The 18,707-nt window shown below is 62.9% G+C and carries 19 protein-coding genes; 4 read left to right on the top strand and 15 right to left on the bottom strand.

Going from position 1 to position 18,707, the window contains the following annotated elements; translation table 11 throughout:
* Positions 1-245: 245 nt before the first annotated feature.
* The 12 genes from V6657_RS18745 to flgB all read right to left on the bottom strand — a co-directional run bounded on the left by V6657_RS18745 (position 246) and on the right by flgB (position 11,753).
* Positions 246-989: a YoaK family protein gene (locus tag V6657_RS18745; RefSeq protein ID WP_048935582.1), complete on the bottom strand. Its 744-nt coding sequence runs from the start codon at positions 987-989 to the stop codon at positions 246-248.
* Between the two features lie 66 nt (positions 990-1,055).
* Positions 1,056-2,015 (bottom strand): flagellar hook-associated protein FlgL, encoded by a 960-nt coding sequence (flgL, locus tag V6657_RS18750; protein ID WP_048935583.1) that lies wholly within the window; start codon positions 2,013-2,015, stop codon positions 1,056-1,058.
* 65 nt (positions 2,016-2,080) lie between these two features.
* Positions 2,081-4,018, bottom strand: a complete 1,938-nt coding sequence (flgK, locus tag V6657_RS18755) for a flagellar hook-associated protein FlgK (RefSeq protein WP_048935584.1) — start codon at positions 4,016-4,018, stop codon at positions 2,081-2,083.
* A gap of 118 nt (positions 4,019-4,136) precedes the next feature.
* Positions 4,137-5,237 (bottom strand): flagellar assembly peptidoglycan hydrolase FlgJ, encoded by a 1,101-nt coding sequence (gene flgJ / locus V6657_RS18760; protein ID WP_048935585.1) that lies wholly within the window; start codon positions 5,235-5,237, stop codon positions 4,137-4,139.
* A gap of 16 nt (positions 5,238-5,253) precedes the next feature.
* Positions 5,254-6,372: a flagellar basal body P-ring protein FlgI gene (locus V6657_RS18765; RefSeq protein ID WP_048935586.1), complete on the bottom strand. Its 1,119-nt coding sequence runs from the start codon at positions 6,370-6,372 to the stop codon at positions 5,254-5,256.
* A gap of 22 nt (positions 6,373-6,394) precedes the next feature.
* On the bottom strand, positions 6,395-7,141 hold the full coding sequence (locus V6657_RS18770; protein WP_048935587.1) for a flagellar basal body L-ring protein FlgH: 747 nt from the start codon (positions 7,139-7,141) through the stop codon (positions 6,395-6,397).
* Positions 7,142-7,173: 32 nt separating this feature from the next.
* Positions 7,174-7,956 carry a flagellar basal-body rod protein FlgG gene (gene flgG / locus V6657_RS18775; protein ID WP_048935588.1) on the bottom strand — a complete coding sequence of 261 codons (783 nt, stop codon included), beginning with the start codon at positions 7,954-7,956 and terminating at the stop codon, positions 7,174-7,176.
* A gap of 38 nt (positions 7,957-7,994) precedes the next feature.
* Positions 7,995-8,732 carry a flagellar basal-body rod protein FlgF gene (gene flgF / locus V6657_RS18780; RefSeq protein ID WP_048935589.1) on the bottom strand — a complete coding sequence of 246 codons (738 nt, stop codon included), beginning with the start codon at positions 8,730-8,732 and terminating at the stop codon, positions 7,995-7,997.
* Positions 8,733-8,754: 22 nt separating this feature from the next.
* Positions 8,755-9,966 (bottom strand): flagellar hook protein FlgE, encoded by a 1,212-nt coding sequence (flgE, locus tag V6657_RS18785; RefSeq protein WP_048935590.1) that lies wholly within the window; start codon positions 9,964-9,966, stop codon positions 8,755-8,757.
* A 50-nt stretch (positions 9,967-10,016) separates the two neighbouring features.
* Positions 10,017-10,667, bottom strand: coding sequence for a flagellar hook assembly protein FlgD (locus V6657_RS18790; protein ID WP_048935591.1), 651 nt, complete (start codon positions 10,665-10,667; stop codon positions 10,017-10,019).
* 28 nt (positions 10,668-10,695) lie between these two features.
* The gene (gene flgC, locus V6657_RS18795) at positions 10,696-11,109 is read right to left on the bottom strand and encodes a flagellar basal body rod protein FlgC (RefSeq protein WP_048935592.1); all 414 of its coding nucleotides are present in this window, start codon (positions 11,107-11,109) and stop codon (positions 10,696-10,698) included.
* A 188-nt stretch (positions 11,110-11,297) separates the two neighbouring features.
* Positions 11,298-11,753, bottom strand: coding sequence for a flagellar basal body rod protein FlgB (flgB, locus tag V6657_RS18800; RefSeq protein ID WP_048935593.1), 456 nt, complete (start codon positions 11,751-11,753; stop codon positions 11,298-11,300).
* A gap of 414 nt (positions 11,754-12,167) precedes the next feature.
* Here flgB and flgA point away from each other — a divergent pair, with 414 nt between their 5' ends.
* From flgA to V6657_RS18820, 4 genes are all read left to right on the top strand, one after another.
* Positions 12,168-13,067 carry a flagellar basal body P-ring formation chaperone FlgA gene (gene flgA / locus V6657_RS18805; RefSeq protein WP_048935594.1) on the top strand — a complete coding sequence of 300 codons (900 nt, stop codon included), beginning with the start codon at positions 12,168-12,170 and terminating at the stop codon, positions 13,065-13,067.
* A gap of 120 nt (positions 13,068-13,187) precedes the next feature.
* Positions 13,188-13,517 carry a flagellar biosynthesis anti-sigma factor FlgM gene (flgM, locus tag V6657_RS18810; protein WP_048935595.1) on the top strand — a complete coding sequence of 110 codons (330 nt, stop codon included), beginning with the start codon at positions 13,188-13,190 and terminating at the stop codon, positions 13,515-13,517.
* A gap of 118 nt (positions 13,518-13,635) precedes the next feature.
* Positions 13,636-14,097 (top strand): flagellar protein FlgN, encoded by a 462-nt coding sequence (locus V6657_RS18815; RefSeq protein ID WP_048935596.1) that lies wholly within the window; start codon positions 13,636-13,638, stop codon positions 14,095-14,097.
* Positions 14,098-14,547: 450 nt separating this feature from the next.
* A complete protein-coding gene (locus V6657_RS18820) occupies positions 14,548-15,249 on the top strand; it encodes a response regulator transcription factor (RefSeq protein ID WP_082170299.1) in 702 nt (233 codons plus the stop codon).
* 246 nt (positions 15,250-15,495) lie between these two features.
* Here the strand turns inward: V6657_RS18820 and V6657_RS18825 are convergent, their stop codons facing one another.
* The 3 genes from V6657_RS18825 to V6657_RS18835 all read right to left on the bottom strand — a co-directional run bounded on the left by V6657_RS18825 (position 15,496) and on the right by V6657_RS18835 (position 17,820).
* Positions 15,496-16,332 carry an outer envelope protein gene (locus V6657_RS18825; protein WP_248694774.1) on the bottom strand — a complete coding sequence of 279 codons (837 nt, stop codon included), beginning with the start codon at positions 16,330-16,332 and terminating at the stop codon, positions 15,496-15,498.
* Positions 16,333-16,716: 384 nt separating this feature from the next.
* The gene (locus V6657_RS18830; protein ID WP_048932962.1) at positions 16,717-17,445 is read right to left on the bottom strand and encodes a GntR family transcriptional regulator; all 729 of its coding nucleotides are present in this window, start codon (positions 17,443-17,445) and stop codon (positions 16,717-16,719) included.
* Between the two features lie 84 nt (positions 17,446-17,529).
* Complete coding sequence (locus V6657_RS18835; protein ID WP_021193457.1) at positions 17,530-17,820, bottom strand: H-NS family nucleoid-associated regulatory protein; 291 nt, start codon at positions 17,818-17,820, stop codon at positions 17,530-17,532.
* Positions 17,821-18,707: the final 887 nt, after the last annotated feature.

An 18,707-nucleotide genomic window follows, 5' to 3' on the forward strand; every position in this document is an offset into this window, starting at 1 on the left:
CCTGCCAACCCGTTCGACTCATCCATGGTAATCCCGGTGCCCGTGCCGCGAGTAAAACCGTTGATGGTTTCAATGTATCCGCAACAGGCAGGCCGACATCTAGGCCGCTGACCTCGCCTGGACGTGCTCGAAGCCGAGCGCGACGCCTCACTACACGCATGGAAGCCGCTTGATCCGCCCGGGCTCGGCGCCCAAATGGGGCGAATCAAATGGGCGAATCAAGTGCGCGCTGCCCTCAATGCGGCCTACCGCCGACGCAACAGCAGATCGTCCACGATCGGCACCACAGCCAGCAGCATCAGGATCGAAGCCAGCGGAATCGTCGTTGCATAGCCGAGGTGCTTGAACCCCAGCGCCCCCGTCACGCCACCCACGAAAAACATGCCCAGCAGCGACACCAGCAGCCGCAGTTTGGGCCGGTTGGCGACCACGGTCGGCAAGTTGCGATGTCCGTGGTTCCAGTACAGCGCCTTGCCGACCTCAATGCCGATGTCGGTGGCCAAGCCGGTCACGTGCGTGGTGCGGATCTCCGCCTTTGAAATCTTGGTGATGATGGCGTTCTGCAACCCCATCAGAAAACACAGCAGCACGACGGTGGCCGGCACAAACACGACGCGGTATTGATCAAGCGACGTGCCCATCATGCCGAAGAGCAGCAGCAACCCAGCTTCGAGCATGAGCGGCAGCGCAAATTCACTCTGCGTGCGGCGTCGGCGCCCCCAGTTGACAAGCACGGCCGTACAGGCCGCCCCGCACAGGAACGCCAGCAGCGACGCAAAACCCGCGAGCAGGAGCACGATATTGCCCAGCACGAGGTCGTCGGCCATTGCCGAGACAATGCCGGACATATGCGAGGTGTACTGCTTGACGGCGAGAAAGCCGCCTGCGTTGGCGGCGCCCGCCACGAAGGCCAGTGATTGCCCCAGGCGCCGGTTGGCGTCATCGGTGCGTTGGGGGCTGGTCAGGCGGCGGAGGTATTGAATCGGCATGACCCATCCAGACGGTAACCAAGCGGTCATTATGCCCGCTCAAAGGTCACCGTCTTTAACGGAAGGTCAAGGATTGAAGTACTGGAACAGCGACATGCCCTGCATGGCCGTAAACGTCTTCTGCGCGGCCTGCAACGACACCTGCTGCTGGGCAAACTGCGAAATGGCAGTCGTGTAATCCACCGACTGCAGCTTGGAGATCTGCTCCTTCAACTGCTCGCCGTAGTTCGAGCCGCTGCTGTTGAGCGTAGTGATCTGCGCCTGCTGCGTACCCACCGTCACCTGCGCCTGCAGGGCGACTTGGTAAGCGTTGTCGAGGTTGCCCTGCGCTGTCTGCACAGCCTTCTGCAGGTTGGCAACGTCGGTGGCCTGGGTGGCCGGGTTGATTGGGGTGGACAGCGCCGTGATCAGGTTTTCGTACGTCTTGAAGATGCTTTGGTTGGCGCTCGGGTTGGCCGGGTCCTTATTGGCAATGCGCACGAACACCGAGTCACCCGACACCGAATTCGGCATCGATACATTTTGCGAAACCTGCACCGTGGGCGGCTGACCGCTACCAACGTACTGCACGCTGCCGCCCGTGTTGACGAACGGGTCGGTCGTGCCGTTGGCGCCACCGAACAGCGCCACGCCCGAGGCATCGCGCTGGTTGGCGGTGGCGAGCAACTGCTGATACTGCAGCTTGACCTGCGCCAGCACACCAATGCGCTGCGAATCCGTCATCAGCGAGGTATTGGCCGACACCAGGCTCTGCTTGCCCTGCTGCAGCGTGGTCGCCAGGTTGGTGAGCGCTGACGACACGTTGGTCAGGCGCGCATCGGTGGCGTCGCGGTTGACCTGGTACTGATCGTTGGCGTCCTGCGTCTGCTGCAGCTGCGACATCTGGCCAAACGCGCTCGGGTTGTCACCCGCGCTGGTGAGCGCAATGCCGCTCGCAATCTGCTGCTGCAGCGTCATCAGGTTCGACTGCGCGTTCTGCATGGAAGCAGTGGATGCAGCAAAGAATTGGGCGGTACTGACTCGCATGATCGGTCCGGACGAAGGGCTTTAGGACGTTATCGGCACGTTGGCGCGATTCTTCAGTCGTTGCGTTAGCCGCCGGCAATCGACAGCAGCGAACCGAACAGCGTATTTGCCGTCTGCATCACCTTGGCCGATGCCTGGTAGGCCTGCTGGTACTTCATCAGTTTCATCGCCTCCTCATCCAGGCTCACGCCCGACACCGATTGCTGCTGCTGCGTGGAGCTTGCCAGCAGCGCCTTCTGCGACGTCAGGTTGCTGCTGGCCGTGTTGGCCTGCACACCCACCTTGGTGACGAGGTTGTTCCACGACGAGCCGATCGAGGTGGTGCCGCCGTCGAGCAGCGTGGCATTGCGCAGCTTGGCCAGCGCGCTGGCGTTGCCGCCGTCGGTGCTGTTGGCGGTGTTGGCCGAGATGGCAAACGTGTCGTTGTTGGCCGGCGTGCCCGACAGCGTCATCTGCACGCCATTGAACGAGTACGTCGCACCCTGCGTGTACGGCGCCGTGCCGCCGCTGTAAGTCGTGTTGGTGCCGTTGACGTTGACCGTCACGCTGCCCGGGAACCCCGAGAGCGAGCCACCCACCGCCGAGCTGTAGGTCAGGTTGACCGGCGAGGTCAGCGGCGAGCCGGCGTACGTGCTGTCCACACCAATGGACGACCCCGTGGCGCTGCCCGTGTTGTTGCTGCCCTGGTTGAGCACCACCGGTGTAGCGGCGGCCACGTTGTGATAGTCGGTGGTGAGCGTCTGCATGCTCGACGCCGCATTGGCGGTCGGGCGCACCAGGAACGAATCCCCACTGTTCATGGTGCCCGACAGGTTCATCGTGACGCCATCGATGGTAGTCGGCCAGCTCGTCACCGTCACGGAGGCAGAACCATCCGGGTAGTGCGAGACGGTGTAGGCGCCGCCCTGGTACTTGATCTGGTAGTCGTAACCTTGGCCCGCGTTGGCGTTGGTGATGCTGGCCGTGACGGTAGCGCTGCCAGTGTTGTTGCTGCTGGCGGCAACGGTGGGGCCAGCCACGGAGAAGAGGTTCGTCCCCATCTTGCCGTTGGCGTCCATGCCCAGGCTGTTCTGCGCGTTCACATCGGCCGACACGGCTGCCGCCAGTTTGCCCAGGCTGTTTTGCGCCGGGAGGAGCGTGTTGCGGCGGAAATCCAGCAGCCCGCCCAGGGCGCCGCCGCCCAGTTGGCTGTCATCAATGTTGACGGTGCCGGCCGGGCTCTTGTAGCCCACCGACAGCTGCGTCGGGTCGTACTGCGACGGCACGGCTGTCAGCTGGTAGCTCTGGTTGCCCTGCACCAGCGCCTGACCGTTACCCACGTAAATGTTGTACTGGCCGTCGCCGGTCTGCACCACGCTGGCCTTGATCGACTTGTTGAGCGTCTGCACGAGCTGGTCGCGCTGGTCACGCAGGTCGTTCGCAGGCTGGCCGGTGGAGGCTTCCGCCTTGGAGATCTGGTCGTTCAGGCCGGCAATCTGCTGCGCCACGCTGTTGACCGAGCTGATCTGTGTCTGCACCTGCGTGTTGACCTGGTTCGACAGCGCGTTCAACTGGCCGGCAATGGAATTGAAACGGCTCTGCAGGCCGGCGGCGGCGTTCAGGAACACCTGGCGCGCCGTGGTGCTCGACGGGTTGGACGTCAGACCGTCGGCCCCATTGAAGAAGCTGGTCAGCGCCGAGCTCAGGCCGCTGTTGCTGTCCGACATGTACTGGCTCAGGCCGGACACCAGGCTATTGAGCTGATCAGCCGAGCTGGTGGCGGCCTGTCCGCTCTGCACCTGGGCCGTCAGGAACTGGTCGTAGATACGCTTGACGGTCGTCACATTCGCACCCTGCCCCAGATAGCCGACGCCGGCGTACAGCGGAATGTTCTCCGTCTGCACGGCCTCCTGGCGCGAATAGCCAGGCGTGTTGGCGTTGGCGATGTTGTTGCCGGTCACCTGTAGGTTGATATTGGCGACCTGCAGGCCGGTCGCGCCAATATTCAGGAGGGAGCTGCTCATGTTTGTCTCGGTGCAGGCAGCACAGTGCCGCCAAGATGGACCCTACAAACAACATCGGCCGGCCAAGAACAAACTTGAGCCGGCCGATGCTATCGCCTTGAAATTTTGATAGCGAACCTCAAACGATCTGTTTGAGCACCGCCATGATCTTGTTGGCGTAGTTGGGGTCGGTGGCATAACCAGCACGCTGCAGGCCCTTGGCAAACGACGCCGCATCGTTACCGTTGCCCGCTGCCACGACGTTGCTGTAGCGCGGGTTGTTGGCCAGCAGGTTGGCGTAGTCCTTGAACGCCTCGGCGTACGAGCCGTAGGCGCGGAACTTCTCCTGGACCTTGTGCGCGACGCCGCCCACGTATTCGGTGGTCGTCACCGTGGCAGTCTTGCCCGTCCACGAGCCGCCGGCCTTGATGCCAAACAGGTTGTGCGTGTTGGTGCCGTCCTTGCTCTTGATTTCGCGGCGGCCCCAGCCGGACTCCAGTGCGGCATGGCCGATCATGAAGTTGGCAGGAATGCCGGTTTCCTGCGCAGCCTGCGAGGCGTGGCCGATCAGCTTGTTGTAGAAGCTGGCCATGCGATCACCGCGCGGCTCGGCGGCGACGGAAGACAAGTCGACATCCGGCGGCACGCTGCCCGCCTGCCCACTCTGGTCTGTCCCGGCCTGCTTGCGCAGGGCGGCCAGGGCGCGCTGCACACGCTCTTCCAGGCCCGGGCGCGGCACGGTGCTGATGCCCGAGCCGTCGTCTTCCCCACCCGACACCGTCGGCGCAACCGCCGCGGCCATGCTGTTGAGCGACGAGCGGGCGATGGCCTTGGCGGCGTCCGACGTGGAGCCGGCGGCCCCCGGCAAGGCGGTATTCGTGGCGGTGGTGTTGGACAGCGCGGTATTCACCGGCCCACCGGCATCCGGGTTCACGTGGTTGGCCTGACGCAGCATCTGCTTGAGCAACTGATCGGCCACGCCCACGCCGCGCGATGCCATCGTCTGCGAGAGCTGCTGGTCGAGCATCGACGTATACATCTTGGTCGACGACGAATCGAACGGCCCATTCTGCGGCGATGCATCGCGCATCTGCTTGAGCATCATGTTCACGAAGATCGCGTCGAACTGCTTGGCGACAGTCTTGGCGGCGCCGGTCGGGTCAGTGCGTGCGGCCTGCTTGAGCGACTCGAACCCTGTGGAGTCGAGCGCCAGGCGGCTGGTGAGGTCGGTCGGGTTCATCGCGTCGGCCCCTGCTTTAGATGATTTCCAGCTCGGCGCGCAGGGCGTTGGCCGCCTTCATCGCCTGCAGGATCGAGATCAGGTCTTGCGGGTTGGCGCCGATCGCGTTGATGGCCTTGACCACATCCGCCAGGTTGGTACCGCCCTTCACGTTGATGAGGCTGCCGCCCGCCTGCTTGACCTCAATGTTCGAACGCGCCGCCGCCACGGTCTGGCCTTGCGAGAACGGCGCCGGCTGGCTGACCACCGGCTCAGTGCTGATGGTGACCGACAGGCTGCCGTGTGCCACCGCGCAGGGCTCAAGCTTGACGAGCTGGTTCATCACCACCGAGCCCGTACGGGCATTGACCACCACGCGTGCGGCGGCCAGCGCCGGCGTCACGTCAATGTTCTGCAGCTTGGCGAGAAACCCGACGCGATCCGATGCCAGCGCCGGTGCACGCACGTTGATCGTGCGGCCATCGGCGGCCTGAGCGGTGTCGGTGCCGAACTGCTTGTTGATGGCATTGACGATGTTCTGCACCGTACCGAAGTCCGTCGTGCCGGTGTCGAGCTGGATGCTACCGGCTTCGCCCACCGTGGCCTGCACCGCGCGCTCCACCGTCGCCCCATTGGCGATGCGGCCGGCGCCCAGCTGGTTGATCTGCACCTTGCTGCCATTGGCCGACGCACCTGCGCCGCCAATCACCACGTTGCCTTGTGCCAGTGCATAGAGCTGGCCGTCCACGCCCTTGAGCGGCGTGAGCAGCAGCGTACCGCCGCGCAGGCTCTTGGCGTTACCAATGGACGAGACCGTCACGTCAATGGTCTGCCCCGGCCGCACGAACGCGGGCAGCGAGGCCGTCACCACCACGGCGGCGGTGTTCTTGAGCTGGATGCTGGCGCCGGCCGGCACGTTGATGCCGAACTGCGTGAGCATGTTGTTGAAGCTCTGAATCGTGAACGGCGTCTGCGTGGTCTGGTCACCACTGCCATCCAGGCCGACGACCAGGCCGTAGCCGATCAGCGCGTTCTCGCGCACGCCGGCAACGCTGGTCAGATCCTTGATGCGGTCAGCATGCGCCGCAGTGGGCGCAAACGCCGAGATCGCACTCAGTGCCACCAGGGCCGCGCCGATGATTCGATGCAAGTTCATGGCTGGGTTTCCCAAATGCGCCTCAGAACGGTGACACGGTCAGGAAGAACCGCGACAGCCACCCCATCTGCTGGGATTCGGACACATAGCCCGTGCCGCGGTATTCCATGCGCGCGTCTGCCACCTGGGTAGACAGCACGGTGTTCTGGTTGTTGACGGTGGTCGGGTTGACCACGCCCGAGAACTTGACCGACTCGGTGCCCTGGCCCACGGCGGTCTGCTTCTCGCCGCTGACCACCAGGTTGCCGTTGGACAGCACCTCCACCACCGTCACCGTAATGGTGGCGGTGAAGTTGTTCTGCGCACCGTTGGCGCCCTTGCTGTCGAACTTGTTGGCATCGCTGGCCGACACGCCCAGCAGCGACAGCACGCCAGGGTTCATGCCGGCGAATGTCGGCACCGAAGCGGTCATGCTGCCGGTGCGGTTCACGCTGCCGGAAGTCTGCTTGCTGGCCGCCGTATTCTCGGTGATCACGATGGTGATGGTGTCGCCCACCATGTGTGCACGGCGGTCTTCGAACATGCCGCGAAAGCCGCCGCTGCCTGATGCCACTTCCTGGTAGATCGCCCCGTTCTGGCGCGGTGCCATGACAGGCATGGGCGGGCGGGCCGTGGTCGGGCCTTGCACGATTGGCTCGGGCGGCGGCAGCATGCCGCAAGCACTGGCGAGCACGGCAGCGGCGCCAAGCACAACCAACTGAACCGCTTTGTGCACCGTCGGCACAGCGCGGCCGCCGTGCGAGAGCGAGTAGACCGGGGGGGTTTGCATCGCGTGACTTCCTTAAAGCAGCACTGTCGAGCTTAGAGCTGCGCCAGCTTTTCCAGCATCTGGTCGGACGTCTGCACCGACTTGCTGTTGATCTCGTACGCACGCTGCGTCTGGATCATGTTGACCATCTCTTCCACCACGTTCACGTTGGACGTCTCAACGTAGTTCTGGTTGAGCACGCCCGTGCCGTTGGAACCCGGGTTGGCCAGGTTGGCCGTGCCGGCGGCTTCGGTCTCTGCATACAGGTTCTCGCCCATGCTGCGCAGACCGGCCGGGTTGATGAAGTTGGCCAGTTGGAACGTGCCCACCTGGGTGCTGTTGACCGTGCCCGGCGTGGTCACCGTCACCACACCGTCCTTGCCAATGGTGAGGCTGGTGGCGTTCTGCGGAATGGTGATGGCCGGCTGGATCGGGTAACCGCTGGAGGTCACCAGCTGCCCCTGCGCGTTGACCTGGAAGCTGCCATCACGCGTGTAGGCCAGCGTGCCGTCCGGCATCTGCACCTGGAAGAAACCGTTGCCGTTGATGGCCACGTCGGTCGAGTTGCCGGTCTGCGTCAGGTTGCCCTGCGTGTGCAGGCGCTCGGTGGCGACGATGCGCACACCCGTGCCGATCTGCATGCCCGAAGGCAGCGTGGTCTGTTGCGACGACTGCGCACCCGGCTCACGCACGTTTTGGTACAGCAGGTCTTCGAACACGGCGCGCGAGCGCTTGAAGCCCGTCGTGTTGACGTTCGCCAAGTTGTTCGAGATGACATCCAGCTGCGATTGCTGGGCATCCATCCCGGTCTTGGAAATCCACAGGGAGCGAATCATGTTCGAGTCCTTGGTTGATTCAGTTCACACGCGCCGCATCAAGCGTGGCGCAGCAGTTCATTGGCCGACTGTGCGTTCGAGTCGCTGGTGTGCAACGACTTCATCTGCATCTCGAGCTGGCGAGAGATCTCAATCATGTTGACCAGCGAATCGGTCAGATTGACGTTGCTGCCCTCCAGCGCACCGCCCGTAATGCGCACCTTTTCGTCCACGGCGGCATCCTGGCCGTCGCGCTGGCGGAACAGGCCGTCTACGCCGCGGTCGATGTTGGCCGGCTCGATACTCACCAGCTTCAGACGGCCGAGCGCCACGGGTGGCGTGCGGTTGTCGGCGCTGATCGCGTTGACCGTGCCGTCCTTGGCAAACTGCACCGTGGTATCGGGCGGCAACGTGATCGGGCCACCGTCACCTAGCACGGGCTGGCCGGAGAGCGTCTGGATCGTCCCATCCGGCCCCAGCTGGAACGTGCCGGCGCGGGTGTAGGCCTCGCTGCCATCGGGCGTTTGCACGGCAAAAAAGCCTTGCCCGTCGATGGCTACGTCCAGGCTGCGACCGGTGGTTTCGATCGGGCCGGGCGTGAGGTCCGTGCCGATGGCCGAGGCCATCACATAGCTGCGCGTGGGCGAACCGTCGCCCTGCACGCCCACCGAATGGAACGCATCGATCTGGGCCTTGAAACCCGTCGTGCTGGCGTTGGCGAGGTTGTTGGCGCTGGCCGCCTGTTGGTCGAACAGGTGCTTCACGCCAGTCATCGACACGTAGATCGAGCGATCCATTGTGGTGGGCTCCTGCTATGGCTTAACGCATGCTGACCAAGGTCTGGAGGATCGTGTCCTCCGTCTTGATGGTCTGTGCATTGGCCTGGTACGAACGCTGGGCGACGATCATGTTGACCAGCTCCTGGCTCAAGTCCACGTTGGATTGCTCCACCGCCGACGATTGCAGCAGGCCGAACGAACCCATACCCGGCGTGCCCAGGTTGGGGGCGCCGGAGTTGGACGTCTCCACCCACTGGTTGCCGCCAATGTTCTGCAGGCCTTCCGGTGCCTTGAAGTTGGCCATGGCGACCTGGCCCAGCACGGCGGTGCGGCCGTTGGAATAGCGCGCGGTGATGGTGCCGTCGGTACCCACCGAGTAGCTGGCCAGGCGGCCAGTGGCGTAGCCGTCCTGCGAAACGCCGGGGGCGGTGTCGTTGTAGCCGCCGCCGTATTGCGTGGTGCCCGTGAAGTCCATGCTGGCGATGCTCATGCCACCGAAGGCCACGGCGATCTTGCTGGGGTTGGTGGTCAGTGCACCGCTGGCATTGAAGGTCAGCGTGGAGACCGGGTTGCCGCCGGTGGGGTTGTTGCCGTCCACCTGCGAGTAGACGTCCCAGCCGGTGGCGGTGCGCACGTAGTAGTTGGTCAGCATGTGCGCCGTGCCCGTGCCGTCGTACACCTGCTCCGACACGGAGTGGTTGAACGTGGCCGAGTTGGCATTCGAGAACGGCGTGGTGGTCGGCGGGGTGGCGGCAGCGTCCAGGTTCACCCCGAACGCGGTGTTGGTGGTGGCCAGCGGCGCCAGATCATTGACCGGAATTTTCAGGTTGGTCAGCACGGCGGTGTTGACCTTGCCGGTGTTATCCACACCGTAACCGGTCAGGTTCTGGCCGGTGGCGGAGATGATGTAGCCGTTCTTGTCGGTCTGGAACTGGCCGTTACGTGTGTACGACACCTGGCCGCTGCTCGCATCCACCATGCGGTAGAAGCCCGTGCCGTTGATGGCGATGTCCAGCGGGTTGCCGGTGTTGGTCACGTTACCCTGCGTGAACGACTGCGACACCCGGGTCACGCTCACGCCCTGGCCGACCTGGTTGTCGGTAGCGCCCACCAGCGAACGTGCGTACACGTCGCCAAACTCGGCGGTCGATTTCTTGTAGCCGACGGTGTTGGCGTTGGCAACGTTGCTGCCGATCACGTCGAGATTTTGAGAGGCGGCGTCGAGACCGCTCAGGCCTTGCTGGAATCCCATAGTGTTCTCCCGAGAATAGAAATGCGGCGGGCGTGTCTGAGACGGACCCGTTACTGAATAGAAGCGACGTCAGACAGCTTGGCCGTCCCGCCGGATGCCAGCACCAATTGCATCGTGCCGTTGTTGATGGTCACGCCGGCCACCTTGTCGACGCCCAGCGCGTTTGCCGTAACGATCTTGCCGCCCTGCGTGGCCGACACACCGATCGTGTAGTTGCCGTCCGCCAGCTGGTTGCCCTTGTCGTCCTGACCGTTCCAGGTGTAGTTGCCGGAACCGGCAGTCATCTGGCCCAGATCGACGGTACGTACGGCAACCCCGGCGGCGTTCTTGATGGTGACGACCACGTCGTCGGCGCCGGTGGGCACCGACACACCAAAGTTGGCCTTGCTGGACGTCAGCGTGAGGTTGGATGACGGCACCTGCACCGTCCGGCCGATCATCGACGAAGCCTGCGTAGCCGCGTTCTGCGTGAGCATGCTGGACATCGTGGTGTTCAACTGCTGGATCCCGTTGACGGTGTTGATCTGCGCCAACTGCGAGGTCATCTGCGAGTTGTCCATCGGGTTGAGCGGATCCTGGTTCTTCAGCTGCGCGACCAGCAGCTGCATGAACGTGTTCTGCAGATCGGTGCCGCTGGTGATGGCAAGCTGGTTGCCGGTGTTCGTGGTGCTGCCGGTGCTGCTGGTTGCGCTGACGGTCATGTTCGTATCTCGCTAGGACGGGGGCCGCTTACTGGCCCAGGGTCAGGGCCTTGGAGGCCATCGTCTTGGTGGTGTTGGCGACTTCCACGTTGGCCTGGTACGAGCGCGAGGCCGAGATCATGTTGACCATTTCTTCGACCGGATCCACGTTCGGCATGGTCACGTAACCATCGGCATCGGCCAGCGGGTTGCCCGGCTGGTGCATGCGCTTCATGGGGGTGACGGTGTCTTCCACCACGCGGTCGACCGACACGCCCGTGGCATAGGCATCGCCGTCGGTCTGCTGCGCGGGGGTGAATACCACCTGCTTGGCGCGGTAGGCGGTGCCGTTGGGCCCCGTCACGCTCTCGGCGTTGGCCAGGTTGGAGGCCACCACGTTCATGCGCTTGGACTGCGCGGTGAGCGCGCTGCCAGCCACATCCATCACCTTGAATAGCGACATGTTGGTTCCGCTGTCTGAATACTGTTTGCTGTTGCCGGATCGGTCCGGTGTTGTGTGGGCGCTCTCCGGGCCAGACTGCCTGGCCCGGGGCGCCGCATCACTCCCGCCCCTCTTTCGTCGCGCCCGGGACTGCAGCGCGATCGTCCTACCCTGTCTTGCTCTGTTCTGCTCGGTCCTGCTTTGTCGCGCTAGCTGTTCTGAATGGCCGCCAGCATCGACTTGATCTTCTGCGTCACGATGTTCAGATCGGCCTCGTAACGCACGGTGTTGTCGGCAAAGCGCATGCGCTCACCGTCCATGTCGACCGTGTTGCCGTCAATGGAAGGCTGCTGCGAGGTGCGGTACTGCACTTCGCCCTGCAGCGACTTGGCCTGCTGCGAGAGCGAGGCCTGCATCAGCGTCACATCACCGGCAGGCGCGCCGTCCGCCGTCAGGTGGCCGGACGCCGTGGCCGTCATCGGCAGCGTGTTGCCGCTTTGCTGACCGACCGCCTTTTGCAGCGCCGACTGGAAATCGAAGTCGCGCGCCTTGTAGTTGGGCGTGTCGGCATTGGCGATGTTCGAGGCCAGAATCTGGTGCCGCTGCGAACGCAAGTGCAGCGCCTGCTCCTGAAAACCGAACAACTGATCCAGCTTGTCGACCATGTCTGTCATTCCTCGCGCGTGGCGTCGTGTTGCTGCCTGAACCGGCAACCCCGCCGCCGCGTTTGTTTGGTATTCCGAATGCCGTGGGGTTGGAGAAGCAGGCATCGGCAGCCCCTTCAAAACCGCCGATGCCGTCTCCAGAACCGCTGTATTGCTGAGTTGCCGTCATGCAGCCTCAGTGGAGAGGGCCTTGTCTGCTGGTCCGGGGGCTGGCCGGGAAACCCGCCATCCGGGGCAGGTTGCGCAGCAAATGGAACGGCACCGCGCAACGCCAGGGACTTCACCACGTTGCAAAGTCTAGGGGCCACCTGGCAAGAGCATTCGTCCGAATAAGGGGGGGATTGGCCGACATTTCCGCATTTGGCCCTCCCGCGCGCGTGGCTACACTTCACCGGACTTTCGATGGAGGGCTTTATGTCCACGCGGTTTGTACGCAGCGCCCAATACCCGACCTTTGCCGTTGTCCGCCGCCGCGGCGCCACGGCAATGCCGTTGGCCGCACGCCGGCGCACGCTGCTGCTGGCCCTGGCGCTGGGCGTCCTGGCAAGCCTCGCCCATCCGATCCTGGCGCATGCGCAGGGCATGACGCGCGTCGGCTATGCGCCGGCAGCCGCCAACATGCCGATGCCCGCCCAAGCGGCACAATCTGCACAACCCGCGGCCACCACCATCCAGGGGCCGAACGCCATCCAGATGCAGATCCAGCAGCAACTGCAGTCGCAGCTGGACATCCTGGGCGGCACCAATGACGCCGGCGCCCCGCGTGCCTCGGTGGAAGTCGGCCCGATCGACCCGCGCGTGGCCAACCAGCCCTGTGACCAGATCGACCTGATGCTGCCGGCGGCCAACCGCCTGCGCGGCCGCATTCAAGTTGGAGTGCGCTGCAAATCACCACACGCCTGGGCGGCGTGGGTGCCGGCCACCATCCAGATCACCGGGACGTATTACGTGGCTTCGCACCAGCTCTCGCCGGGCAAGACGCTCGACATGAGTGATCTGGAAGCCCGCACAGGGGATCTCTCGATGCTGCCGCCGTCCGTCGTGCAGCAGCCCGCCGATGTGGTCGGGCGCGTATTGATGACCAGCGTGGCGGCCAACCAGCCACTGCGCGCCGAAAGCCTGCGCTTGGCCGTTGCCGTGCAAGCCGGCCAGACCGTCAAGCTCGTCGCCGAAGGCGGCGGCTTCCAGGTAACCAGCGACGGCCGGGCCATGAACCAGGCAGCCGTGGGCCAGGTGGCGCAGGTGCGCACGGCCAACGGCAACGTCGTTTCCGGCATTGCGCAGTCCGCCGGTGTGGTCGCGATCCAGTTCTGAGATCGATTTGAGATCAGTCGATCACACACACTGTGATGCGCAATCGATATCCCCCGCTAAAGTTTGGACGGGGGTTGGCCGATATGGGTGATAGGATGAACGCGCTCTTCGGAGACACCCGTGAAAATCAACCATATCGTCAACAACACGCCGGCCATTGCGCCGACCAAGGACGCTGCGTCCGGGTCGACGCGCGCGACCGGCTCGTCCTCGGTGGCCACGACGGCCACGGGCACGACGCGCCACAGCGACCAGGATTCAACCGTGCCTTCGCTGTCGGTCCATCAAGTTTCGCGCCAAGTGGGCAGCGGCGACTTCAACGCAGCACGCGTCGAGCAGATCCGCAGCGCCATTCAGAATGGCACGCTCAAGATGGACGCCGGCAAGATCGCCGATGCAGCACTGTCCGACGCGCAGTCGCTGCTCTCGGCACAAAGCAAGAAGGTCTGACGGGAGCCTCCCGTCGTCCGTCCCCCATTTCTCATGACGCCGCCGGCCCTTGGCTGATCGCGGCGGGGCGGTGTGCCGGCCGGCGGCTGCCCAAGCTCTCCAGCTAAAGGTCGCCAACATGGACAACACACTGCTGATCCGCACCCTTGCCGACGAGCAAGAACTGCTGCGTGCAGCCACTCTGACCCTGGAAGCCGAGGCGCAAGCGTTGCGCGACGGCGACATGGTCGAGCTCGAGCGCGTCACCCAAACCAAGCAGAAGCAGCTCACCGCCCTGGGCGAAGCCGACCGCGAGCGCCGCCTGTGGTGGGCGCAGCACGGCGGCGCCGATCCCTACGGGCTGGTCAAATACCTGCGCACGGATGAGACCGCCAGCCGCCTGTTCGACGAGAACCTGGCCCTGGCCCGCACCCTGCGCCAGCGCAATCTGGACAACGGCACCCTGATCGATCTGCGCCTGCGCGCCACGCAAAACGCGCTGTCGGTCCTGCACGCAGCCAACAACGGCGGCGGCACGCCCTACGGCCGCGACGGCAAGCAACCACTGTCGATGCCGCGCTTCTCGGTCGTCGCCCAATAAACCGCAGGGTCGTCAAAGACGGCCAACCGCCGGTTTACGTTTACGTCAATGGGTTTAAAGTGGGGCTAGCTGCCCCTGCCTGATCCTGCTATCTATAGAGGGTCTGGCACACCACCAATCGGGGTAAACAAAAAGGTTTACATCCCATTGATGGGTGCAACAAGCAAGCTGGGGATTTATTCTGCCGATTTTGGCGGGGTATATCCCCCGCGCCTGGCGACATAAACAAGAAAACCGGAAAGAAATCGCGCCTGAATGGCATGCCAAGGTTTCGGCCCGGCGGCACCGTACCTGGTGACTGCCGGTTGAACGGGGAAATATACCGAAACCGCGCGTCATTGCGTTTCTACCAGCCACGCCTGTATCAATTTGGATCTCGCCGATCCAAATGGGCGACGGCCGGCCATATTCCGGAAATGGGCAAACAACCATAACCAGACAGGCGGCGCAGTGAAATCGATCGTAGTTGAGGCACACCCCTTGGTGCGTGCCGGTGCGACCCACGTTTTGCAATCTTTGCCGGCCATTTCCGAAGTCGTCAGCGTCGACCCGGACGAGGCCCTCTTTGAAAACCTTGCGGCGCATGCGGACGCCGAGCTGGCCCTGATCGGCCTGCCCCTGCCGGGCATCGACGATCTGCCGGCGCTCTCTCGGTTGCTGCAGCAGCCGCACCCACGGCATGTCGCCGTGCTGGGTGAAAGCGATTCAGCCGCCCATGTGCGCGCGCTGATGCAATTGAATATCTCGGCTTATCTGCTGAAAAGCTATTCCGGCAAATTGATTGCAGCGGCATTGGAATTGGTGCTGGCCGGCGGCCGTTATATACCCGCCTCAATCGTGCTTGCCCGGTCGGATACGCTGACAGGTGGTGCCGCCAATGGCGCCGACGACTGCGCATTATTGGGACTCACCCAACGCCAATACGAGATTCTGGTTCTGCTCTCGCGCGGTCATCCGGTCAAAACCATCAGCCGCATGCTCAGCATTTCGGAGGCCACCGCCAAGGCGCACATCAATGCGCTGTACCGCCGGCTGGAAGTACGCAGCCGCACGGAGGCCGTATTCGTCGCCACCCAGCGTGGTGCCATGCTGCTGAATCAGCCGGGCACCGAGCCTTCCACAGCGCCGTTGCGCCTGGCTCGTACCGGCTGAGGCTGGCCGCCCACTCAACGTCCTCGCACAACAAAAACGGCGCCCGGAATCCGGACGCCGCTGCAAATGCGCGCCCGCGCTGTCGACACGCGGGCGGTGACAAGGAAAGCGCACGCTCACAACCGCTGTCAAGACGGGGAGACGGTTCCGGATTCGGAATGCCGCCGGAACAGCCCAAATCGTTTTTGATCGCGGTGCTCTGCGCTGTGCACTCATGCCGATACTGAAGATATCGGCAGCAGCGCATCAGAAGTGGTATTCGACCCGCACCATCGGCGTTTTTGCCAGTGAGCCGGGCACGGATGCCGGGTTGCCGAACTTGTTGCGCCAGTATTGATATTCAATGCCCGCGCGCAGCGTGTTCTTGCCCAGATGCAAAGGCGTGCCCAGGTCGTACATCAGCATGGCATCGATATTCAATTCCGGTGACGTTGGGCCACCGAATTCGTTCGTGCCCTTGGCCGCGATGTAGTTGGCATACCCCTCAAACGACAGGCCCGTCGAGCCGATGGGGATGCCCCATGCGGCATTGAGCATCGGATGCGCCTTGTAGTGGTAGCGGCTGGTCACCCCAATCGGCTCGTTGCTCTCCCACAGCATCAGCAGACTGATGTTCAGGAAGCCCGGGACATCCATCATCAACGTAGGACCCGCCACCAGCATGCGCTTCTTGGACGCATAGCCCGTATCGTTCTTGGTGTTCCAATCAAAACCGGCAGTCAGACCATAGCCACGGATCGGCCCCGCGCCGAGGTTCTTGTCGAAGACCTTGCCGATATCGAGCGTGTGGCGATACACCACATAGGCTTCCTGTGCGTTGCTGTCCTTGCTGTCCGATTGCAGCAGATCGACGTTCAGGTAGTTCGTGCCGTACTTGTATCCGTCGGCATGCGTAAAGTTGAAAACGTTCTTGTGAATACCGGTGCCGACAAACGGCTCGGCAAATTGCGTGCCGTAGCGATAGCCGATCGAGGTATCGCTCCATTCCACTGCCCCCGCATCAGCGGCCCCCATGGACAAGGCGGCTACCGTCAAGGTACAGGCCGCAAATTTGCCTACCGTCGTGTTTTTATGCGTTGTCATAGTGTTTGATTTCCTCCAGAAATTGACGCCAAAAAAGAATCCATTTGTATTCGCCCGGACTTTCGCTCCGAATCGGTATTGAGCGAATGCCCAACCAGATCGAGCCTTGGCAGGCATCGACCTCCTCAACCCGAGTCATCTCGGCCAAGGCCATCATTCGCGGTTGAGTGGATTGCTTTGCGGGGAAGGCGGCTCAACCCGCCCCGCACAATCGAGGCGGGTCAATGCAACAGCCGTGCCAGTCCAGCATGACGGCGTTGCGACACAACAAATGAGCGCTTTGGTGACAAAACGGCGGAGCGTAGCTTGACTACCTCAAGCAGACAAGTCCCAACGCCGGGGGGTGTGGCGCCGTTTCTGCACCGTGCTGGCGCAGGCGCAAGTTCAGTCGTTCTGGAGCACGCGGATGTCGACTTCGCGCGTGTAACGCTCGGTGGAGAAATCGCAGTACGTGAGGGAGATCGGTACATCGGCCAGGCTGTAGCCGATGCGGCGCACACGCACCAGCGGCACGCCAGCTGCCACGTCGAGCTGGCTGGCCTGGTGGGCATCCGCCACGCACGCCAGCGGCGCCTCGCGCGAGCGCGCGATGGTCAGGTTGGCGCGCTGGAAAACCTGCACGAACAGGCGATCTTCAAAGTCGCGCGCCTCGAGCATCGCCGCCAGCCTTGAGGTGAGCCACGTGCGCAACAGCATGATGGGTTTGCCGTCGACCTGCGCGCGGCGCTCCACAAACGCCACCTGTGCGCCCACCTCCAGACCAAGCGCAGCCGCCACGACCTCGTCGGCCTGCTCCATCCGGAATGCGCTGACGGTGTAAGCGGCGCCGGGCACATACTCCAACGCGGCATCGGACTGGCCCGGTGCGTACAGCACCGGACGATGCGGCCCCACGCGATCGAGTACCACGCTGCGCTGCCCGCGCGAGCGCTTGAGCAACCCGCGTGCGGCCAGCTCATTGAGCGTGCGGCGCGCAGTCAGCCGCGATACGCCGTAACGTTGGGCGACTTCGTTTTCGCTGGGGGCAATACTGCCAGCCGGCAAGGCGCCATGCAGGATGTCGAGCCGGATGCGATCGGCCAGTTCGAGGTATTTGGGGAGGCGGGGCGTCATGTCGACGTTATAGTCAGGAACGCCCATGCGCTCCAACAAAAACGGCCCACCGGTCTGGTGGGCCGCCGTACTGAAAAGGGCAAATCAGGCGATCAGGAATTTGTCGCGGTTCTTGCCGATCCAGGCCGGTGCACGGCCACGGCCAGACCACGTTGCGCCCGTCTTCGGATCGCGGTACTTCGCCGGCACGGGTGCCTTGGCACCAGCACGACGGCCGCGGCGCGGTGCCAGGCCCAGGTCTTCAGCCGTCAGGCCGTATTCGGCAACCGTTTGACGCACTTGCTGGATAACGGCTTCCAACTCTTTGGCGCGAGCGGTTTCGATCTGCTCTTCCAGCTTGGCCTTTTGTGCAACCAATTCCTTGTATGTCGCCATATGCGCTCCCAATAAATCCTGTTGTGGGTCAGATATTAGTTCAATTGTATTCATAACTGAAATGAAATTTCAACGGTTTTGATCGCGCACCGCGGCTTGCCGCAAGTGCACCAAAAGCGGCCGAATCAAATCAGGCACACCGAATGCTCAGGATTCAACCAGAAAGTCAGGTTGATGCATTCATCTGGTATACGCGATGAGACGAGACTGCAAACCTGCAAGGCACTGCATTTCAGTGCCACCACATTAGCAAGTGCCATTGGGTCCTGCAATTTCCGATGCCGACTTACGCCGGTACATTGCAGGCGACCAGCCGTGCCGCCGCCCATCAAGCGACATAGCGACTGGCGTTGGTACCGCATTGCTTCACCACTCTGGAGCGATGTTTGAGCGCCGCTAAAACCGTTTCAAAGCGGCATACCCTGCGGATGGATGGTTGGATACGCCCACGATGAATCCGTCCTTGCCCGCGTTTTACAGCCGGCTTTGCGCTTCGGCACGCCAGCACACATGCTGCTTACAGGCACAATTTTTTCTTTCCATAACGTTCATCGGTCGAGTGAACAGCTGTCTCGTCCTCACAATGCGAATTTGTATCTTGATGTCGGCGCGCAGATTGGCGTGCACGCCTTGCCGAACCAAACGGCATTTCACCGACAAGGGAAGCGCTTCAGATGCGGTGTTACTCGCGTCATCGAATCCGTATCGGTAGAACCGCCCTTTTCAGCGAATGCTGCAAACCACCGAGAACTGCGCAGACAAACCTAACATTTAGTGTGTTGTATAAATCACAAATCAACGATTTGCGCGACACGCAACTTTTGCGCATCATAAAAGTCGTTGTCCCGCCTCCGCAGGCTGGCGCCTGTTGCGTTGCCCGCGGACAC

Origin of the sequence: Ralstonia sp. RRA, from assembly GCF_037023145.1 — a bacterium.
Lineage (GTDB): Bacteria > Pseudomonadota > Gammaproteobacteria > Burkholderiales > Burkholderiaceae > Ralstonia.